This window comes from Nocardiopsis sp. NPDC055551 (genome assembly GCF_053619415.1).
The window spans coordinates 146,883-163,805 of the sequence record NZ_JBSHJJ010000003.1; the positions used below are offsets into that span (position 1 = coordinate 146,883).

The 16,923-nt window shown below is 69.3% G+C and carries 15 protein-coding genes; 9 read left to right on the forward strand and 6 right to left on the reverse strand.

Features of this window, described 5'->3' with window-relative positions; all coding sequences use genetic code 11:
• Positions 1–2: 2 nt before the first annotated feature.
• The 6 genes from ACWGSK_RS07005 to ACWGSK_RS07030 all read left to right on the forward strand — a co-directional run bounded on the left by ACWGSK_RS07005 (position 3) and on the right by ACWGSK_RS07030 (position 7,473).
• Positions 3–662: a hypothetical protein gene (locus ACWGSK_RS07005; RefSeq protein WP_452455415.1), complete on the forward strand. Its 660-nt coding sequence runs from the start codon at positions 3–5 to the stop codon at positions 660–662.
• A 142-nt stretch (positions 663–804) separates the two neighbouring features.
• The gene (locus ACWGSK_RS07010; RefSeq protein ID WP_452455416.1) at positions 805–2,733 is read left to right on the forward strand and encodes a methylmalonyl-CoA mutase family protein; all 1,929 of its coding nucleotides are present in this window, start codon (positions 805–807) and stop codon (positions 2,731–2,733) included.
• A complete protein-coding gene (scpA, locus tag ACWGSK_RS07015; protein WP_452455417.1) occupies positions 2,730–4,964 on the forward strand; it encodes a methylmalonyl-CoA mutase in 2,235 nt (744 codons plus the stop codon). The genes ACWGSK_RS07010 and scpA overlap by 4 nt, the downstream gene beginning before the upstream one ends.
• Complete coding sequence (gene meaB, locus ACWGSK_RS07020; RefSeq protein WP_452455418.1) at positions 4,961–6,064, forward strand: methylmalonyl Co-A mutase-associated GTPase MeaB; 1,104 nt, start codon at positions 4,961–4,963, stop codon at positions 6,062–6,064. The genes scpA and meaB overlap by 4 nt, the downstream gene beginning before the upstream one ends.
• A gap of 269 nt (positions 6,065–6,333) precedes the next feature.
• Positions 6,334–6,705: an STAS domain-containing protein gene (locus ACWGSK_RS07025; protein WP_358503762.1), complete on the forward strand. Its 372-nt coding sequence runs from the start codon at positions 6,334–6,336 to the stop codon at positions 6,703–6,705.
• Positions 6,706–6,846: 141 nt separating this feature from the next.
• Entirely contained in the window at positions 6,847–7,473 is a 627-nt protein-coding gene (locus tag ACWGSK_RS07030) for a hypothetical protein (protein ID WP_452455419.1), read from the forward strand.
• Between the two features lie 244 nt (positions 7,474–7,717).
• Here the strand turns inward: ACWGSK_RS07030 and xylA are convergent, their stop codons facing one another.
• Entirely contained in the window at positions 7,718–8,875 is a 1,158-nt protein-coding gene (xylA, locus tag ACWGSK_RS07035) for a xylose isomerase (RefSeq protein WP_452455420.1), read from the reverse strand.
• Between the two features lie 69 nt (positions 8,876–8,944).
• Positions 8,945–10,135, reverse strand: a complete 1,191-nt coding sequence (locus tag ACWGSK_RS07040; RefSeq protein WP_452455421.1) for an ROK family protein — start codon at positions 10,133–10,135, stop codon at positions 8,945–8,947.
• A gap of 57 nt (positions 10,136–10,192) precedes the next feature.
• On the opposite strand from ACWGSK_RS07040, the gene ACWGSK_RS07045 reads away from it, so the two are divergent.
• Positions 10,193–10,771, forward strand: a complete 579-nt coding sequence (locus tag ACWGSK_RS07045) for a GNAT family N-acetyltransferase (RefSeq protein ID WP_452455422.1) — start codon at positions 10,193–10,195, stop codon at positions 10,769–10,771.
• Complete coding sequence (locus tag ACWGSK_RS07050) at positions 10,758–11,225, forward strand: NUDIX hydrolase (protein WP_358503743.1); 468 nt, start codon at positions 10,758–10,760, stop codon at positions 11,223–11,225. Before ACWGSK_RS07045 ends, ACWGSK_RS07050 begins: the two co-directional genes overlap by 14 nt.
• 56 nt (positions 11,226–11,281) lie before the next feature.
• Here the strand turns inward: ACWGSK_RS07050 and ACWGSK_RS07055 are convergent, their stop codons facing one another.
• From ACWGSK_RS07055 to ACWGSK_RS07065, 3 genes are all read right to left on the reverse strand, one after another.
• Complete coding sequence (locus ACWGSK_RS07055; RefSeq protein WP_452455423.1) at positions 11,282–12,214, reverse strand: M48 family metallopeptidase; 933 nt, start codon at positions 12,212–12,214, stop codon at positions 11,282–11,284.
• Positions 12,215–12,372: 158 nt separating this feature from the next.
• The gene (locus tag ACWGSK_RS07060; protein ID WP_452455424.1) at positions 12,373–13,119 is read right to left on the reverse strand and encodes a DivIVA domain-containing protein; all 747 of its coding nucleotides are present in this window, start codon (positions 13,117–13,119) and stop codon (positions 12,373–12,375) included.
• A 31-nt stretch (positions 13,120–13,150) separates the two neighbouring features.
• Positions 13,151–13,447 carry a hypothetical protein gene (locus ACWGSK_RS07065; RefSeq protein ID WP_358503734.1) on the reverse strand — a complete coding sequence of 99 codons (297 nt, stop codon included), beginning with the start codon at positions 13,445–13,447 and terminating at the stop codon, positions 13,151–13,153.
• A gap of 572 nt (positions 13,448–14,019) precedes the next feature.
• Between ACWGSK_RS07065 and ACWGSK_RS07070 the strand changes: the two genes are divergently transcribed.
• On the forward strand, positions 14,020–15,324 hold the full coding sequence (locus ACWGSK_RS07070) for a hypothetical protein (protein ID WP_452455425.1): 1,305 nt from the start codon (positions 14,020–14,022) through the stop codon (positions 15,322–15,324).
• Between the two features lie 249 nt (positions 15,325–15,573).
• On the opposite strand, the gene ACWGSK_RS07075 is transcribed toward ACWGSK_RS07070, so the two are convergent.
• Entirely contained in the window at positions 15,574–16,470 is an 897-nt protein-coding gene (locus ACWGSK_RS07075; RefSeq protein WP_452455426.1) for an N-acetylmuramoyl-L-alanine amidase, read from the reverse strand.
• Positions 16,471–16,923 lie beyond the last annotated feature (453 nt).

Consider the following 16,923-nt stretch of genomic DNA (forward strand, 5'->3'; position numbering starts at 1 on the left):
CCATGGGAGCTCGCTCCTTGGCCCTGCTCGCCGTCGTGAGCCTCTTCTCCACCGCGTTGCCGTGGGGCTCGAACGCCTGGGCCCGGACGGTGGAAGGGGAGACGACCGAGCTCTCGGAGATCGCCGAGGCCCTGCGCGAGGACCCCGTGTACGTCGACGACCACATGGCCGAGGCCGTGGGCGCCGAAACGATCGATGAGATCCGCTCGTACGTCGAGGGAGGGCCCCAGACCGTCTACGTCGTGCTCGCCGAGGTGGACGAGGAGACCGGAGAGGCGCCGGCGCTCATCGCCGCGCGGGCCGGGGTCGACGGTGTCTACCACATGGGTCATGGATTCGGTGTGGCCGGGACCGAAGACGGTGCCCAGGAGAGCATCCGTCTGGCCGATTGGAAGGCTGAGGAGGGCGGGGTGGAGCCGACGCGCCCCGAGCTGCTGTCGGAGTCGATCCGCCTGTTCCAACGGGACGACTTCGTGAAGGAGTACAACACGATGGTCGCCGAGACGTTCCAGGACCATGAGGAGAAGGAAGAGGAGGGCGACGATTCGTGGACGACCGTCGCGCTCGTGTCCGCGGGCCTCAGAATCGGCCTGATGCTTCTCGTCCTGGTCGGCGTGATCCGGCTGAAATGGGCCAATGACAAGAAGAACGACAAGAAGTAGGTGATGGATCCCGAGGTGCCGCTGTGGCGGCAGGGCCGGCCGATCGCCTCCTCTCGGGCCGGGGCGTCGACCCCGCCACGTTCGTCGGGGGACCGCACCCCGGATCACCGAAACCGAACGGTGTTCTCTACCATCTCGGAGTATGGACGTTCCAGAGAGCGGGTCCGCCGAGGCCCTCGACCTGGCCGAGGGTTTCCCGGCGGCCACACATGAGCGGTGGCGCGAACTCGTCGCCGGGGTGCTGCGCAAGAGCGGTGTCGCCGAGGACCGCCTGGAGCGGACGCCCGAATCGGTGCTCGCCACGCACACCCTCGACGGGTTCGACATCGATCCCCTCTACACCTCCACACCGCCGGCGCCCGATCCCGGTTACCCCGGGCTGGCGCCGTTCACCCGCGGGTACCGCCCCGGTGGTGGCGTGCCCGGCGGATGGGACATCCGCGCGCGCCACGACGACGCGGACCCGGCCGAGCTGCGCAGGCGTATCCACAACGACCTGATGAACGGCGTCGCATCGCTGTGGATCGGCGTGGGCGGTGACGGTCTCCCGGTCTCCCGACTGGGCGAGGCCCTCGCCGACGTCTACCTCGACCTGGCTCCGGTGGTGCTGCGGGCACCCGGCCCCGAGGCCTTCGACGCGGCCCGGGCCCTGCTGGCGGCGCACATCGACGCCGACGTCCCCGACGGTCGGGTCATCTCCCACCTGGGCCTGGACCCGCTCACCACGGCCGCCCTGGCCGGCGAGCGCCCCGAGGTGGCCGACGCCGCACGGTTCGCCGCCGAACGGGCCGCCCACCACCCGCACCTCGGACTGTTCATCGCCGACGGCACCCTGGTGCACAACGCGGGCGGGTCCGACTCCCAGGAGATCGGCGCGGCCATCGCCGCCGGCACCGCCTACCTGCGCGCCCTCGTCGAGGCCGGCCTGGACGTGGCCGACGCCGCCGGGCGGATCGAGTTCCGACTGGCCGCCAACGCCGATCAGTTCTCGGTGATCGCCAAGCTCCGAGCGGTCCGCGCCATGTGGAACCAGGTGCTGGAGGTCTCCGGGCTGCCGGCCGACCGGCGCGCCATGCGTCTGCACGCCACCACCTCGGACGCGATGCTCACCCGTCGCGACCCGCACGTCAACATGCTGCGGACCACGATCGCCTGCTTCGCCGCCGGGGTGGGCGGCGCCGACACCGTCACCGTCGCGCCCTTCGACTCCGCCCTCGGGCTGCCCGACGACTTCGCCCGGCGCATCGCCCGCAACACCCAGTCGCTGCTCATCGAGGAATCGCACCTGGCGCGGGTCATCGACCCCGCCGGCGGCTCCTTCTACGTGGAGTCCCTCACCGGGGACCTGTACCGCGCCGGATGGGGTTTCTTCCAGGAGCTGGAGCGGTCCGGCGGTGTCGCGGAGGCCATCGCCCACGGTGGGCTGCGTGCCGCCGTCGACAAGGTGTGGGAGCGCCGCCGACAGGACCTGGCCACCCGTGCCGCACCGCTGACCGGGCTGAGCGAGTTCCCGAACCTGGACGAGACGCCGCTGGTGCGCGAGGTCGACCCCGGTCGGATCGAACCGTCCGCCGACGGCTTCCCGGTACGCCGCTACGGGCAGGACTACGAGGCACTGCGCGACCGTTGCGACGCCCAGGAGACCGAGACCGGCCACCGCCCCACCGCGTTCCTGGCCACGCTGGGTCCGGTGGCGGTGCACACCGCCCGCGCGTCCTTCGCCACCAACCTGCTCGCCGCCGGTGGGATCACCACCGACTCGCCGGGGCCGCTGGAGGACCCGCGCTCCGCGGCGGAGGCCTTCGCCGCCTCCGGCCACCGGGTCGTGGTCATCTGCTCCTCCGACAAGATGTACGCCGAGCACGCCGAAGCGCTGGCACGTGCCCTGAAGGGAGCCGGTGCCCGTCGGGTCCTGCTCGCCGGGGCACCGCGCGACGCCTACCGTGAGGCGGGGGTGGACGTGTTCGCCCACAAGGGCTGTGACGCGGTCGCCCTGCTCTCCGACCTGGTGGACGTCCTCATCACCGATCCGCCCGTCAGCACCACCGACGCCCAGGGGGCGAGCTCATGATCCCCGACTTCTCCGACATCGCACCGGAGCCACCGGCCTTCACCGGGCAGGGGTCCCAGGGCGGCGCCGACTGGCGACGGACCCTGGAGGAGGCGACCGGTAAGGCCGCCGACGCCCTGGAATGGGAGACCCCCGAGGGAATCGGGGTCAAACCGCTCTACACCCCCGCCGACCGGGCCGGCCTGGACTTCGTCGATGGACTGCCGGGCGTCCCGCCGTACCTGCGCGGTCCCTACCCGACCATGTACGTCAACCAGCCGTGGACCATCCGCCAGTACGCCGGGTTCTCCACCGCCCAGGAGTCCAACGCCTTCTACCGGCGCAACCTCGCCGCCGGACAGAAGGGCCTGTCGGTCGCCTTCGACCTGGCCACCCACCGCGGTTACGACTCCGACCACCCCCGGGTCGCCGGCGACGTCGGCATGGCCGGTGTGGCCATCGACTCCATCTACGACATGCGCCAACTGTTCGACGGCATCCCGTTGGACAAGATGAGCGTCTCCATGACCATGAACGGTGCGGTGCTGCCCATCCTGGCGCTGTACATCGTCGCCGCCGAGGAACAGGGTGTGCCACCCGAGAAGCTGTCGGGGACCATCCAGAACGACATCCTCAAGGAGTTCATGGTCCGCAACACCTACATCTACCCGCCGACGCCGTCGATGCGGATCATCTCCGACATCTTCGCCTACAGCTCCCAGCGCATGCCGCGGTTCAACTCCATCTCGATCTCCGGCTACCACATGCAGGAGGCCGGGGCCACGGCCGACCTGGAGCTGGCCTACACGCTCGCCGACGGGGTGGAGTACATCCGTGCCGGTCAGCGCTCCGGTATGGACGTGGACGCGTTCGCGCCGCGGCTGTCGTTCTTCTGGGCGATCGGCATGAACTTCTTCATGGAGGTGGCCAAGCTGCGCGCCGCCCGCCTGCTGTGGGCGCGTCTGGTCAAGGACCTCGGCGGGACCAAGGACAAGTCGTTGAGCCTGCGCACCCACTCGCAGACCTCGGGCTGGTCGCTCACCGCGCAGGACGTGTTCAACAACGTGGCCCGCACCTGTGTGGAGGCGATGGCCGCGACCCAGGGACACACCCAGTCACTGCACACCAACGCCCTGGACGAGGCGCTGGCCCTGCCCACCGACTTCTCCGCGCGCATCGCCCGCAACACCCAGCTGTTGCTGCAGCAGGAGTCCGGAACCACCCGGGTGGTCGACCCCTGGGGCGGCAGCTACTACGTGGAGAGCCTGACCCACCAGCTCGCGACCAAGGCCTGGGCGCACATCGAAGAGGTCGAGAAGGCCGGTGGAATGGCCGCCGCGATCGACGCCGGCCTGCCCAAGATGCGCATCGAGGAAGCGGCCGCGCGCACCCAGGCGCGTATCGACTCGGGCCGTCAGCCGGTGATCGGCGTCAACAAGTACCGGCCCGACACCGCCGACGAGATCGAGGTGCTCAAGGTCGACAACACCCGCGTGCGCGCCGAACAGCTGGAGAAGCTGCGCCGCCTGCGCGCGGAACGCGACGACGACGAGGTGCGCGCCGCGCTGGACGCGCTGACCGAGGCCGCCGGACGCGAGTCCAAGGCGGACGAGAACCTCACCGACAACCTCTTGGCCGCGGCGGTGAACGCCGCCCGCGCCAAGGCCACCGTGGGGGAGATCTCCGACGCGATGGAGAGGGTCTTCAACCGGCACTCCGGTCAGATCCGTACCATCCAGGGTGTGTACAAGGACGAGGCGGCCGGCAGCACCGACGCGGCCGGGCTGATGGACCGGGTGACGGCGCGCGTCGACGAGTTCGCCGAGGAGGAGGGGCGTCGTCCCCGCATCCTGGTGGCGAAGATGGGCCAGGACGGTCACGACCGTGGTCAGAAGGTCATCGCGACCGCCTTCGCCGACCTCGGCTTCGACGTCGACGTGGGCCCGCTGTTCCAGACCCCGGGTGAGGTCGCCGCCCAGGCCGTGGAGGCCGACGTGCACGTGGTCGGGGTGTCCTCCCTCGCGGCGGGGCACCTGACCCTGGTTCCGGCGCTGCGCGAGGAACTGGCGGCGCTCGACCGCTCGGACATCATGATCGTGGTCGGCGGGGTCATCCCCCCGGGTGACTTCGAGGAGCTGCGCGAGGCGGGAGCGTCGGCGATCTTCCCGCCGGGCACGGTGATCGCCGAAGCCGCCATCGACCTGCTCGACGAACTCGAACAACGTCTGGGAACGGACCTGGAAGGGGAGTGACCGTGACGGCGCGCAGGAGTCGTTCGGTGGACGTGGACGCCCTGGCCGAGGGGGTCCTGGCCGGACACCGGCCGACCCTGGCCCGGGCGATCACCCTGGTGGAATCGCGCCGTCGTGACCACGCGCGCTCCGCCCAGGAGCTGCTGGTGCGGTTGCTGCCGCACACCGGTAAGGCGCATCGGGTGGGAATCACCGGGGTGCCCGGGGTGGGCAAGTCGACCTTCATCGACGCGCTCGGCGGCCGGTTGACCTCGAACGGGCATCGGGTGGCCGTGCTGGCCGTGGACCCCTCGTCCACCCGGACCGGTGGCAGCATCCTCGGCGACAAGACCCGGATGTCCGAGCTGTCGGTCGACCCGAACGCGTTCATCCGTCCCTCGCCCACGGCCGGAACCCTCGGCGGGGTGGCCCGGGCGACCCGGGAGACCATGCTGCTGATGGAGGCGGCCGGGTTCGACGTGGTCCTGGTCGAGACGGTGGGTGTCGGGCAGTCCGAGGTCACCGTCGCGGCGATGGTGGACTGCTTCCTCTTCCTCACCCTGGCGCGCACCGGTGACCAGCTCCAGGGCATCAAGAAGGGCGTCCTGGAACTGGTGGACGTCGTGGCGGTGAACAAGGCCGACGGGCCGCACGCCGACGACGCCCGCAAGGCCGCCCGGGAGCTCTCCAGGGCCCTGCGGCTGCTCCAGCCCGTCCACCCGGAGTGGCGTCCGCCCGTGCTGACCTGTAGCGGCCTGACCGGCGAGGGGCTGGACCGGGTGTGGGAGACCGTGCTCGAACACCGGTCCGTGCTGGAGAGCGACGGTGCCCTGGCCGAGCGTCGCAGCGCCCAGGGCGTCAGTTGGATGTGGGACCAGGTTCGGGATCAGTTGATGGACACCTTCCTGCGCGACCGGGAAGTGTCGGATCTCATCCCGGGCATGGAGGCGGGGGTGCGCTCGGGGGAGACCACGCCCACCCTGGCCGCTCGCACCCTGCTGGATTCCTTCACGCAGCGTGATGGCGTCCGAGAGGCGGGTACGGAACGTGACCGGTCCGAAGAGGACACCGAAGCCCTCCGGGGAGCAGCCGACGGCACCGGTTCCGATGTCGTGAAATAACCCAGTGTCAACGGTCGAAACCCGGACACCGGAACGAGGTTCTCGCCCATGAGGCGAAAATTTCTTGCCCGATGCCATTCCCGTCGCGGCGGTTCGCTTATACCGTGTGTGTCCAACGACCGACCAGATCGCTCGGGCACGAGGGAACCCTCCGCACCGGATCGGCTCTGTGGGAGTGGAGCCGGGCCCGGTGGTCGTACCCGGTCGGGCTGCGTATGGTTAAGCGAGGGACCCCTCACCATCTGAACGTGGGGCCGGGAGGAGTGAACGTGCACAGGCTCGGACTGAGCACGCGGGTCGAAAGCCGCAGCGTGATCGTCGCGATCGAGGGAGAACTCGACATCGCGACCGCCGCAGACCTCCAGGAACACATCGGGGCCACGATCGAGGACCACGGTCCGTGGCTCATCCTGGACCTGTCCGCGCTGGACTTCATGGACTCCAGCGGGCTGAACGTCATCATCAACGCCTACCGGACCGTTCGTGAGCAGAACGGTTCACTGTCGTTGGCCGCTCTGAACGAACGAGTCACCAAGGTCGTCCGCCTGGTCGGCCTGCATCGTCAGGTTCCGGTCCACCAGACCGTCGCCACCGCGATCGCGGCGATGGAGGCCCTGGAGGCCAAACGGCAGGCCGGCTAGCCGCCACTCGAACCCGTCGAGGCCCCGTGGTCGCCACCTCGGGGCCACCACGGCCCTCCAACGGTCGGTCACGCACGCCCGGGGCCGTGACACGGTCATCCGTGTTCGGTCCGGGCGCGCCCATGAGCAGGGACACCCCCCATGTCCACTTCCCGCGCCCTCTCCGACGCCCTGATCCGCTTCCAGATCCGAGCCCAGAACGACCCACGCCGCTACGGCCGCCGGGCCGGCCTCTGGGGAGGCGTCACCTTCCTGCTCGCCATGGTCGCGGGCTTCGTCGTCGGCGGCGGAGGCTTCGGCCTGGTGCCCCTGATCCTGGTGGTCGCCCTGTTCACCGCGCTCGCGGTGGGACTGGTCGTCACCATCGCCGCCACCGCTGCCGCCTCCGTTCGACGTGGCCGGGTCCTGCCGCCCGACACCGAACCCGCGGACGTGCGCGAGGCCCGGTCCCTACAACGTTCGGGCGAGCTCTCGGGGCACCCCGACGTGGACCGGATCGCCAGGATCCAGGCCGATCGGATCCTGGAGAACAGGGTCTCGCCGGGGCTGTTGGTCGGTCTGTTCCTGTTGGTCGGTGGGATCAACGTGGCCAACGGGATCCTGCGGTTCCTCTCGGGTGGTCCGTCTTGGGTGCCGGTCGTCATGCTCGCCGGAGGCCTGTTCGTCATGGTGATCGCCGTGTTCATGGGCCCCGCCCACAAACGCGGCCTGCGTCGGGCACGTGCCTTCGCAAAGGTCTACGACACCACATACGGCGGCACCGACTGACCGGAAGGACCGTGGTCGCGGGAATCCATGGATGAACAGCGGGGCGGTGAGACCAACGGGTGGGCCGAAGAGGAGAGATGGCTCAACCGTCTCGCGGACGACGCGAAACGGGAAGGCTACGAACCCTCCCTTTCCCTGGCCGAGATGGCACGTCGACTTGGTGACGTCGGGGGTGGGTCTTTCGGGCATCGCGAGCCCGCCACCGATCGATCGGTGGCGGGCTCACACGGAGGTACGGAACGGCTCAGCGCACGCCGAGCAGGTGCTCCAGGGCCAGTTGGTCCAGGCGCTCGAAGTGATAGCCGCGCCGGCCCACCTCATCCAGGTCCAGGTCCTCCTTGAGAAGGTCGGCGACGCTCTCACCGGGGGACAGGGTGGACTCGGACAGTTCCGGCACCCGGGCCTCGGCCAGGGCGACGGCCACCGCCGGATCGGCGCGGAACGCCGCGGCCTTGTCCTTGAGGATCAGGTAGTTGCGCATGCACGCGGCGGCGGACTCCCACACCCCGGACATGTCCTCGGTCCTCGGCGGCTTGAAGTCGAAGTGCTTGGGGCCCGCGTAACCGGCCCGCTCCAACAGGTCGACCAGGAAGAACGACTCCTTCAGGTCGCCCGCGCCGAAGCGCAGGTCCTGGTCGTACTTCACGCCCCGCTGACCGTTGAGGTCGATGTGGAACAGCTTGTCCGCCCACAGTGCCTGGGCGACGCCGTGTACGAAGTTGAGTCCGGCCATCTGCTCGTGGCCGACCTCGGGGTTGACCCCCACCATCTCGGAGTGTTCGAGGCTGCTGATGAACGCCAAGGCGTGGCCGACCGTGGGCAGCAGGACGTCGCCACGCGGCTCGTTCGGCTTGGGCTCGATGGCGAAACGCAGGTCGTAGCCCTGATCGCGCACGTACGAGCACAGCAGGTCGAAGGCCTCTCGGAGACGGTCGAGGGCGGCGTGGTCGTCCTTGCCGGCCTCGGACTCGGCGCCGTCCATGCCGCCCCAGCACACGTAGGTCCGCGCACCGAGTGAGGCGGCCAGGTCGATGTTGCGGATGACCTTGCGCAGCGCGTATCGACGTACGTCGCGGCTGTTGGAGGTGAAGCCGCCATCCCGGAACACCGGGTGGGAGAACAGGTTGGTGGTCGCCATCGGCACGGTCATCCCGGTTTCCTCCAGGGCCGCGGTGAACCGGGCGACGATCGCGTCGCGTTCGGCGGTGCTGCTGCCGCGCGGAATGAGGTCGTCGTCGTGGAAGGTGATGCCGTGCGCGCCGAGTTCGGCCAGGCGGCGGACCGCCTCCACGGGGTCGAGCGGGGGGCGGACGGCGTCACCGAAGGTGTTGACGCCCTGCCATCCCACGGTCCACAGACCGAAGGTGAAGTTGTCCTCTGGGGTGGGCTGGTGATCGGACATGGCTGCGCTCCTGGGGGGTGTCGGTCCGAGGCCGGACGCGATCAGTTTGTCTAGAGTCACAACTAATTGTCAACGGGGCAGCGGAAGGTCTCCCGTCTCCAGGGAGTGGATCATCACCGCGGCGCCACCCCGGGCCGCCGCGCTCATCCCCAGATCCGAAGGCTCCACTCGACAACCGCCCGCGTCGGGGGCGAAGGACCGCGCCAACGCGGCCTCTCGACACCGTGGGAGCAACCACGGCGCCAGCGGTACGAAGTAACCGCCCAACACCACCGCGCCCGGGTTGACCACGTTGACCAGCACGGCCACCGCACGGCCCAGCCATTCGCCCGCCCGCTCCAACGCGCCCAGAGTGGTGGGATCACCCGCCTCGGCGCGCTCCACCGTCGACGCGACCAGACCGGCGACGTCGCCCCCCGAAGAGCCGGGCAGCGCTTCGCGCAGGATCGCCCCCACACCGGCGAGAGCCTCCAGACAACCCCGCCGACCACAGGAGCACTCCGGGCCGTTCGGCTCCAGTTCCAGGTGCCCGACCTCCCCGGCCCACCCACCGGAACCGCGCACCAGCTCACCGCCGGTCAGCACACCCGCGCCGATGCCGACCTCACCGGTCAGGTACACCAGGTCCGGGATGCCCGCGCACGGACCGAACCGGAACTCGGCCATCGCGCCGAGGTCGGCGTCGTTGTCCACCAACACCGGAACCCCGTCCAGGGAACCCCGGACCAGGTCCCCCAGTGGTACGTCCCGCCACCCCAGGTTCGGCGCCCGGGTCACCACCCCCGACGGCACGTCGATCAACCCTGGAACGGCGACGCTCACCCCCACCAGGCGGCGTCCCCGTAACGCGGGATCCCCCGCGACCTCCCGCAGCGCCTCGGAGATCCTCCGAGCGCACTCCTCGGCCCCCTCGGCCCGGGCGTCCAAGGGGACGTGGCGTTCCACCAGTCCGCGGTTCAACAGGTCCACCGCCACCACCGAGAGGTAGTCGACGTTGACCTCCAGCCCCACCGCCGCCACCGACCGGTCGTCCAAGGCGAGCAGTACCCCGGGCCGGCCCACCCTGCGCTGAGAGGTCTCCCCGGTCTCCCTGACCAGCCCACGCTCCATCAGGTCGGCGACCAGGCTGGAGACGGTGGTCTTGTTCAGACCGGTGTTCGCCGCGACGGCCGCCCGAGAACACGGAGCCGACTCCCGCACGGTCCCCAACACCGACCGCAGGTTGGTCTCCCGGACGGTCTGGAAGCTGACCCTCTCCAACAGGACCTCCTGGAAAACCCGTTGCCCGTGCCAGGGCCCGCTGCTTGGATTCCCATCATGCTGCCTCCCGACCTCTTCCGCGAACAGCCCACCCTCCACGGACGCGGAGTGCGGCTCGTCCCGCTCGGTGCCGAGAACGCCGACGACTTCGTTCCGGCGATCCTCGACCTCGATCCGCGGGTGCGTCGTCTCACCGGCACCCACCGGATCTTCACCGAGGAAGAACTGCGTGCCTTCGCCGCGAGCCGCCCGGACCACCACGACCGGGCCGACTGGCTCATCTACGCCGACGACACCTGTGTCGGGGACTGCGCCCTGATCGACTTCGACCCGGACAACGCCGGGGTGGGCTACCGGATCGCCCTGCACAGCATGGATTTCACCGGTCGGGGTCATGGCACGGCCGCCACCGACGCCGTCCTGAAGTACGCCTTCGAGACCGTGGGGCTCCACCGGGTGGCGCTGGAGGTGTTCGACTTCAACACCAACGCGCGGCGTTCCTACGAGAAGTCCGGGTTCGTCCGTGAAGGGGTGTGGCGCAAGCAGCTGCGTTGGGACGGCGAATGGCACGACGCGGTATTGATGTCGATCCTCGACGAGGAGTACGCGCTACGGTCGGAGGATGCCGGTCCCTGACTTCCTCAAGCGCCTGCGCGAACACGTCGGCCACGATCTGCTGCCCCTGGTCGGGGTGACCGCGGTGGTGCTCGACCAGGACAAGGTCCTCCTGCACCGACGTTCCGACGACGGTCGCTGGGCCACCCCGGGCGGGATCCTGGAACCGGGCGAACAGCCGGCGCCGGCCGTGGTCCGTGAGGTGTGGGAGGAGACCGGAGTGCGCATCGAGGTGGAGCGCCTGGTCACCGTGATCACCCAGGAACCGCACACCTACCCCAACGGCGACCAGGTGCAGTTCCTCGATCTGGCCTTCCGCTGCCGACCCGTCGGCGGTGAGGCCCGCGCGGACGACGACGAGAGCCTGGAGGTCGGCTGGTTCGCCCAGGAGGAACTACCGCCCATGGCCGACCGCATCCTGGAACGCATCCACAAGGCCCGCCATCCCGAGGGCACGCCCTACTACCTCCGGTGAGCCCCGGCGAGACCGCGAGGCCCGACGCGCGGGGGAGCGGTCGGACCGTCCCGGTCTCACAGGAGAACGCGTCCTCTGCGGCTGCGGTCCCGGAGCGCGGCCATCCGCCGGACGTTGCCCGGCCGCCGCGACAGCAAGTGGTACACGAACAACGAGGGGTCCCGGTCGACCGACGCCCGAGCGGCCATCTCACCCAGGTTCACCCGCGTGTACAGATTCGATCCACCCGCGAACAGCCGTACCGCCGAAGCGCCCTCGGGCACGTGCGCCAGACCGTGGTCGTCCGCCGTGTACTCCCGCGTGCGAGCCAACGACGAGCCCAGTCCCGGGACGAGTTCGGCCCCCAGGATCGCGAGGCGCTGCCAGTAGCCGGTGTGCCCGGAGGTGATGTGCCCGATCTGGTGGGCCACCAGGAACGCCATCGCGTCGGGGTCGCGCGGCCGGCCGGAACCATCGAGCAGGGCACCGGGAAGCACCAGGTACCTGCGCAGCCCGTGCCCGGAGGCGTCGGTGCGCGCTGACGCCTCCCCGCGCCGCACGTACGCCTCTGGAGCCTTGGGCGCCCCCATCTCCCGGGCGAGGGAGACCACCACGCGGTACACCTCGGGGAACTGGGTGGGGGAGACACGCACCGACTCCGCGCGTTCACGGGCGTACCTCAGACCGCTCGCCCACCAGCACACCAACGGCGCCGCCCCCAAGGCCGTAACGGCCCACGGGAGCGACCAGATCGACCACACCAGATGGAACAGGCCGCTCATGATCGCCACCGACACCACCGTGCACAGGGCGAACAGCGGCCGTTCCCAGGGGTGCCGGGGGGACAGCACCACGTGGTCCTCGGAATCCTCGGCGCACAGTTCGGGCGCAGGACCGTTGAGGAAGGTCGGCCGTGGTGTGTGGTGGCTCCTGGACATGGTGGCGCGACCGGGGAACGTGTGGACCGAGCAGGCCGGGGCGGGCGCTCCGGGCGGCGTGGCGTGTTGCATGCTGCTCCCCTCAAGCCGCCGTGGACACGGGTTCACTGTTCCCGGAGCCGCCGGCGGCGTGGGATGACTACTCCCTGTACTCGAATATTACGTTCCGCTTCCCTGGACGTGGTGTGTCGCTGACGGCGTGTTCCCGCGCGGGTGTCGCAGGGCGCTCGTCAGTGGTGCTCGTACAGGCGCAGTTCGTCGGCGAGGACGTCCAGGAAACGGTCGACCTGGGCGGGGTCGTAGCCCGGCCTGGCCCGAGTGGTGGCGAACTGGGCCCGTTCCACCTCGCCCGAGGTGAGAGTGGCTCGGTCCTGACGACCCTGGAGCAGCACACCCAGCGTGTACTCGGCGCGGTCCAGGAAATCGTCGACCTCCTGCTCGTTGTATCCCGTGGTCAGCCTGGTGGTGGCGAAACGCTGGTTGCGAATGTCGTCCGGGGCCATCCGGGGGCCCGACGGCACCGGCCGACCGGTCGGGGGCTGGGGGGCCGGTGGCCCTCCGGCACCAGGGTCACCCGCTCCGGGCCTGCCGACAGCGGGACCGCCCACCCCGGGACGTCCGGGCGCCGCGGTGGGGGATCGTCTCGGATCACCCTGGGTCGGATGCGGTGGCAGCGGCGGGGGCGCCGGCTGGCCCAACCCACGCCCGGCGAGGTCGGCGATCACGGTGTCGAGGAAGTCGTCCACCTCGTCCTCGCGGTACCCGGGACTCATCCGGGTGGTGCGGAAGCGAGAGTTGCGGATCTCCTCGGCGGTGATCAGAGGCCCCTTGCGCGGCCCGCCCTCCAAGGCGACCAGGGTCGCCTCGATCCGATCGAGGAGCGCGTCGACGTCCTCCTCGTTGTAGCCCGGGCGCAGGCGCACCGTGTGGAACTTCTTGTTGCGGATGTCCGCCGGTGTCAGAGGCATGGTCCCCATTGTGCAGTTCATGCGGGTCGAAGGGGCCGAGTCAGGGGCCCGCGGGTGGTCGGTTGCCGTCCTGTCGGCCATCCGGTCGACCTTCGAGTCGGTCGGCGAGCAGGTCAAGGTAGTCCAGCACTTGGCCGCGGTCCAGCCCCCGCAACACCACGTCGAACTCGGGAGCGCGCAAGAGTTCTCGCAGTCGCTCGGCGGAGATCGTGACCGACTCGGGTGAGACGAGGGCGCGTAGACCCAGTTCGATGAGGTCGGCGACCTGGGTGCGGTCGAACCCGCGCAGGACGAGGTCGAACTCGGGTTCGGGGAGGGCCGTGGCCGGGGGATTCATGGACCGCATTATGCCGAGATGGAGTGGCCCGCGCCATGCCGTCCGGTGTTTCTGGCCGAGTGTGGACGTAAGTCCCGTTCCGTGCAGAAGGTCGGGTAACGACGTGGCCGAGCGGCCGGCGGGGTGACGCGAGACACCGGAAAGGCGGTGAACCACCGGCGCCCGCGGCGGGCCCTTCTATGGAAGACGCTCGTGTCGGCGAACGGTTCACACGATTCTCGAAGAATCACGGAATTCGTCGAACTCCGTCACGAATGGTGATTGTCGATCGTCATCGTGTCCTTTCTGAAACCCGGTTCCGTGATCGCCTGTCCGTCGCTTGTGTATTGTTCTTGTCAAGCAGGCGAGCATGAAGAAAACGGCTTTTCCGGCCCTGGCTTTCGCGGGTCGTAGTCGATCCCGTGCTTCGTTGCGCCAGGTCAAGGGCTTCTGTGTGCCCTGTCCGATCCCCCATATCCGACCCTGGTCGAAGCCTCTGCGAGGTTTCCCGCGCGTTGTTTTTCCGCGGTGGAAATCCCGACCAGGCCAGGCCCGATCCCCCTCGGGCCAGGACGATCCGAAAAGGATTGATCTTGAAGAACGCTCGTTTCAGTGCTCGACGTGTGCTTCAGGGCGGCGCGGCCTTCGCCGCTCTCGGCGCTCTCGGTATCGCTACCGCGATGCCGGCCTACGCGGACACCTACGGCTGGGGATACGCCTCCGCCGTCGGCGGTGACGGTGTCTCGGAAACGTACGTCACCCAGGACCAGACGGTCTCCAACTCCTTCTCCAGCGGTATCGGCGGCTGGCTGACCGTCGACGGCACCACCACCGCCACGGTCGACGCCGAGGGCGCCAGTGCCACCACGGTCGTCGACTCGGCCCGCATCCTCATCACCCTCGACGACCTTGAGGACATCCTCGACCCCGAGGCGGACGACGAGGAGGAAGAGGAAGAGGAGACCGACGAGGACGACTCCGAGGACGACGGCGAGGCCGACGAGACGGACGAGGACGGCGAGACCGACGGCTCCGAGGACGCCGAGCCCGTCGAGGGTGGCCAGGACGGCGACGACGGCTCTTCGCAGGACTCCGAGGACCTGCCCTCGGAGGGTGCCGAACCCGGTGGCGACACCGAGGTTCCCGCCCCGGGCGCCGACCCCGAGCCGTCGCCGAGCCCCGAGCCCTCGCCGACCCCCGAGGCCGACGCCGGTAGCGCCGCCGACACGGTGGACACGACCGCCGACGACGCGGCCGACGAGGTCATCGAGCTGAACGAGGAGAACTCCGAGCTCGTCGATGGTGGCGACACCGTCTTCATCGAGGCCACCGTCACCGGTGCCACAGTGAGCACTTCCCAGAGCTGGGACGGCGACGTCTCCCACCACGCGTTCGAGGGGAACCTGTCCGTGCCGGACGAGGTCGCCACCCTCGCCAACGGTGAGGAGGTCGTGATCGACCTCGTCCCGGTCGTCGACCAGGGGGTCGCCCAGACCGAGGACGCCGGTTTCCTCTGGAACGACGCCTACACCAACCTCTACCTGGCCTTCTCCGTCGACGGTGAGATCGTGAACGGCTACCCGCTCGCCGAGAGCGCCGCGGGTATCACCACCGGTGCGACCGACGGTGGTGGTGACACCGGTGGCGGCGATGGTGGCGATGGTGGCGACAAGGACGATGAGGGCGACGACAAGACCCCGCCGAGGGAGCGCGACAAGGACACGCTGCCGGCTTCGGACGTCAAGGACGCCGAGCCGCTGGCCACGACCGGTTCCCCGCTCCTCGGCCTGATCGCCGCGGGTGCCGCGGTCGCCGCCGGTGGTGGCGCCGCCGCCTTCCTCGCCCGCCGTAAGAAGAACAACGCCGAGGTGGACGAGGCCGCGACCGCCGAGAGCTGATCGTTCGCCGCTCGACCATCACGTCGACCGGATCGAGCGGATCGGTTCGCCTGGCGCGTCCCTCGTGGACGTGAGGAGGCTCCGGGGCACACGGTGCCACCGGGGCCTCCTCGGCGTTTCGGCGCCCGAAAGAAGAAGGACCGTCGGCCGCCAGGTCGTCCGTCCTGCCCCCTGGATCTTGCTTCCAGAGGCAAGATCATCCGGGATGAGATCCCATGAGTCACACCGGCAACGTTTCCGGTGGGTCCGCTAGCCGCGCATGAGGTAGGTGGCCAGACCCGTGGCTATGGCGTCGGCGGCGTTCTCCTGCCAGGCGGGGTCGCTCAGGAGTTCCGCGTCCTCGGGGTTGCGCATGTTCCCGGTCTCCAGGAACACCTTCGGCACGGTGGACAGGTTCAGCCCGCCCAGGTCGGTGCGTTCGTCCAGCCCCTCATCGGCGAGGTAGTCCGCGTAGGGGATGTCGCTGCCCTCCAGGTACTCGCGTCGCAGGTCCTCGGCGAGCAGGGCGGAGGGCTCCACGATGTCCTCGGTCAACCCGGGCACCTCCCCGGGGGTGATGACGTGGAATCCACGACCGGACTCCGGGCCGCCGTCCGCGTGGATGGACACCACGGCGTCGGCCTCCCCCTCGTTGCCGATCTCGGCTCGCCTGTCGATGCAGGGGCCGACGCTCTCGTTGTCCTCGCGGGTGAGGATCACCTCGACCCCGTCGGCCTCCAACCGCTCCTGGACCAGAAGCGACAGTTCCCAGTTGAACTCGTGTTCGGCGTAACCGTCCGAGGTCTCCGCCCCCACCGTGTCGCAGGCCTTCTCGCCGTTGCCGACATCGACCTGGCTGTTGATCTCGCTCGGAGCCCGGGCGTTGCCACCATTGTGTCCGGGGTCGATCACCACCACCCGATCACCCAGCGGGCCATCGTTGTCGGCCGCGCTGTCCCGGCCCTCTGCGGACCCGTCGTCGGCGCCACCGTCGCCGTCCTCCCCGTTCGCGTCCTCGGGGCCCGGCAGAGGCGGGGCGGCCGTGGGATCGCCGTCCGGCGCACCGTCGGCGGGTGCTGAACAGGCCGCGGTCAACAGCACCGCGAATGAGAGCAGGGCCAGGGCACGTACACGGCCCGGGCGCTCTGTTGGTGCGGAGTCGAGCATGCCCACAACCTAGCGGGTCGACGAGACCTGGCCGTACCCCCTCAAAGGTGGACGAACGTTCCATGTCGAAGGTCCGAAACCGGACAAAGTTCAGGATATCGCTATACGAAAAGGTGGCGGAGTTCTGTGGCCTCTTCCCTTTTCTCGGGCGCTTCCTTCCTTGTCGAAACGCCAATGACGCGCTCGACTCGGGAAGGTTTACCGGCCTAATAAAACTTCACCCATTCCTTCGGTGATGATCACGCAGTGCAATGGAATGGTCATCGTGATATGTTCGTGATCTTATCATTCGTGATTTGATCTTTGTCGGTGAGTAGTCTCCCGAAAGAGAACCGGGAAGTAACACGAAGGTTCACCGGCCACCTGTCCCTCCTTGGCTCCAGGTCGAATCCTTCCGGTTCTCGCAGGTAGAGAGCTTCTGAACGCCCTCGCCCTCCCCCGACCGATCCTGGC

Bases quoted from the DNA above. Each gene is read 5' to 3' on its own strand.
- ACWGSK_RS07045 (WP_452455422.1), top strand. From the start codon at position 10,193: ATGCTGCCTCCCGACCTCTTCCGCGAACAGCCCACCCTCCACGGACGC.
- ACWGSK_RS07055 (WP_452455423.1), bottom strand. From the start codon at position 12,214: ATGCAACACGCCACGCCGCCCGGAGCGCCCGCCCCGGCCTGCTCGGTC.
- scpA (WP_452455417.1), top strand. From the start codon at position 2,730: ATGATCCCCGACTTCTCCGACATCGCACCGGAGCCACCGGCCTTCACC.
- ACWGSK_RS07075 (WP_452455426.1), bottom strand. From the start codon at position 16,470: ATGCTCGACTCCGCACCAACAGAGCGCCCGGGCCGTGTACGTGCCCTG.
- ACWGSK_RS07065 (WP_358503734.1), bottom strand. From the start codon at position 13,447: ATGAATCCCCCGGCCACGGCCCTCCCCGAACCCGAGTTCGACCTCGTC.
- ACWGSK_RS07010 (WP_452455416.1), top strand. From the start codon at position 805: ATGGACGTTCCAGAGAGCGGGTCCGCCGAGGCCCTCGACCTGGCCGAG.
- ACWGSK_RS07030 (WP_452455419.1), top strand. From the start codon at position 6,847: ATGTCCACTTCCCGCGCCCTCTCCGACGCCCTGATCCGCTTCCAGATC.
- ACWGSK_RS07050 (WP_358503743.1), top strand. From the start codon at position 10,758: ATGCCGGTCCCTGACTTCCTCAAGCGCCTGCGCGAACACGTCGGCCAC.
- ACWGSK_RS07060 (WP_452455424.1), bottom strand. From the start codon at position 13,119: ATGGGGACCATGCCTCTGACACCGGCGGACATCCGCAACAAGAAGTTC.
- ACWGSK_RS07005 (WP_452455415.1), top strand. From the start codon at position 3: ATGGGAGCTCGCTCCTTGGCCCTGCTCGCCGTCGTGAGCCTCTTCTCC.
- xylA (WP_452455420.1), bottom strand. From the start codon at position 8,875: ATGTCCGATCACCAGCCCACCCCAGAGGACAACTTCACCTTCGGTCTG.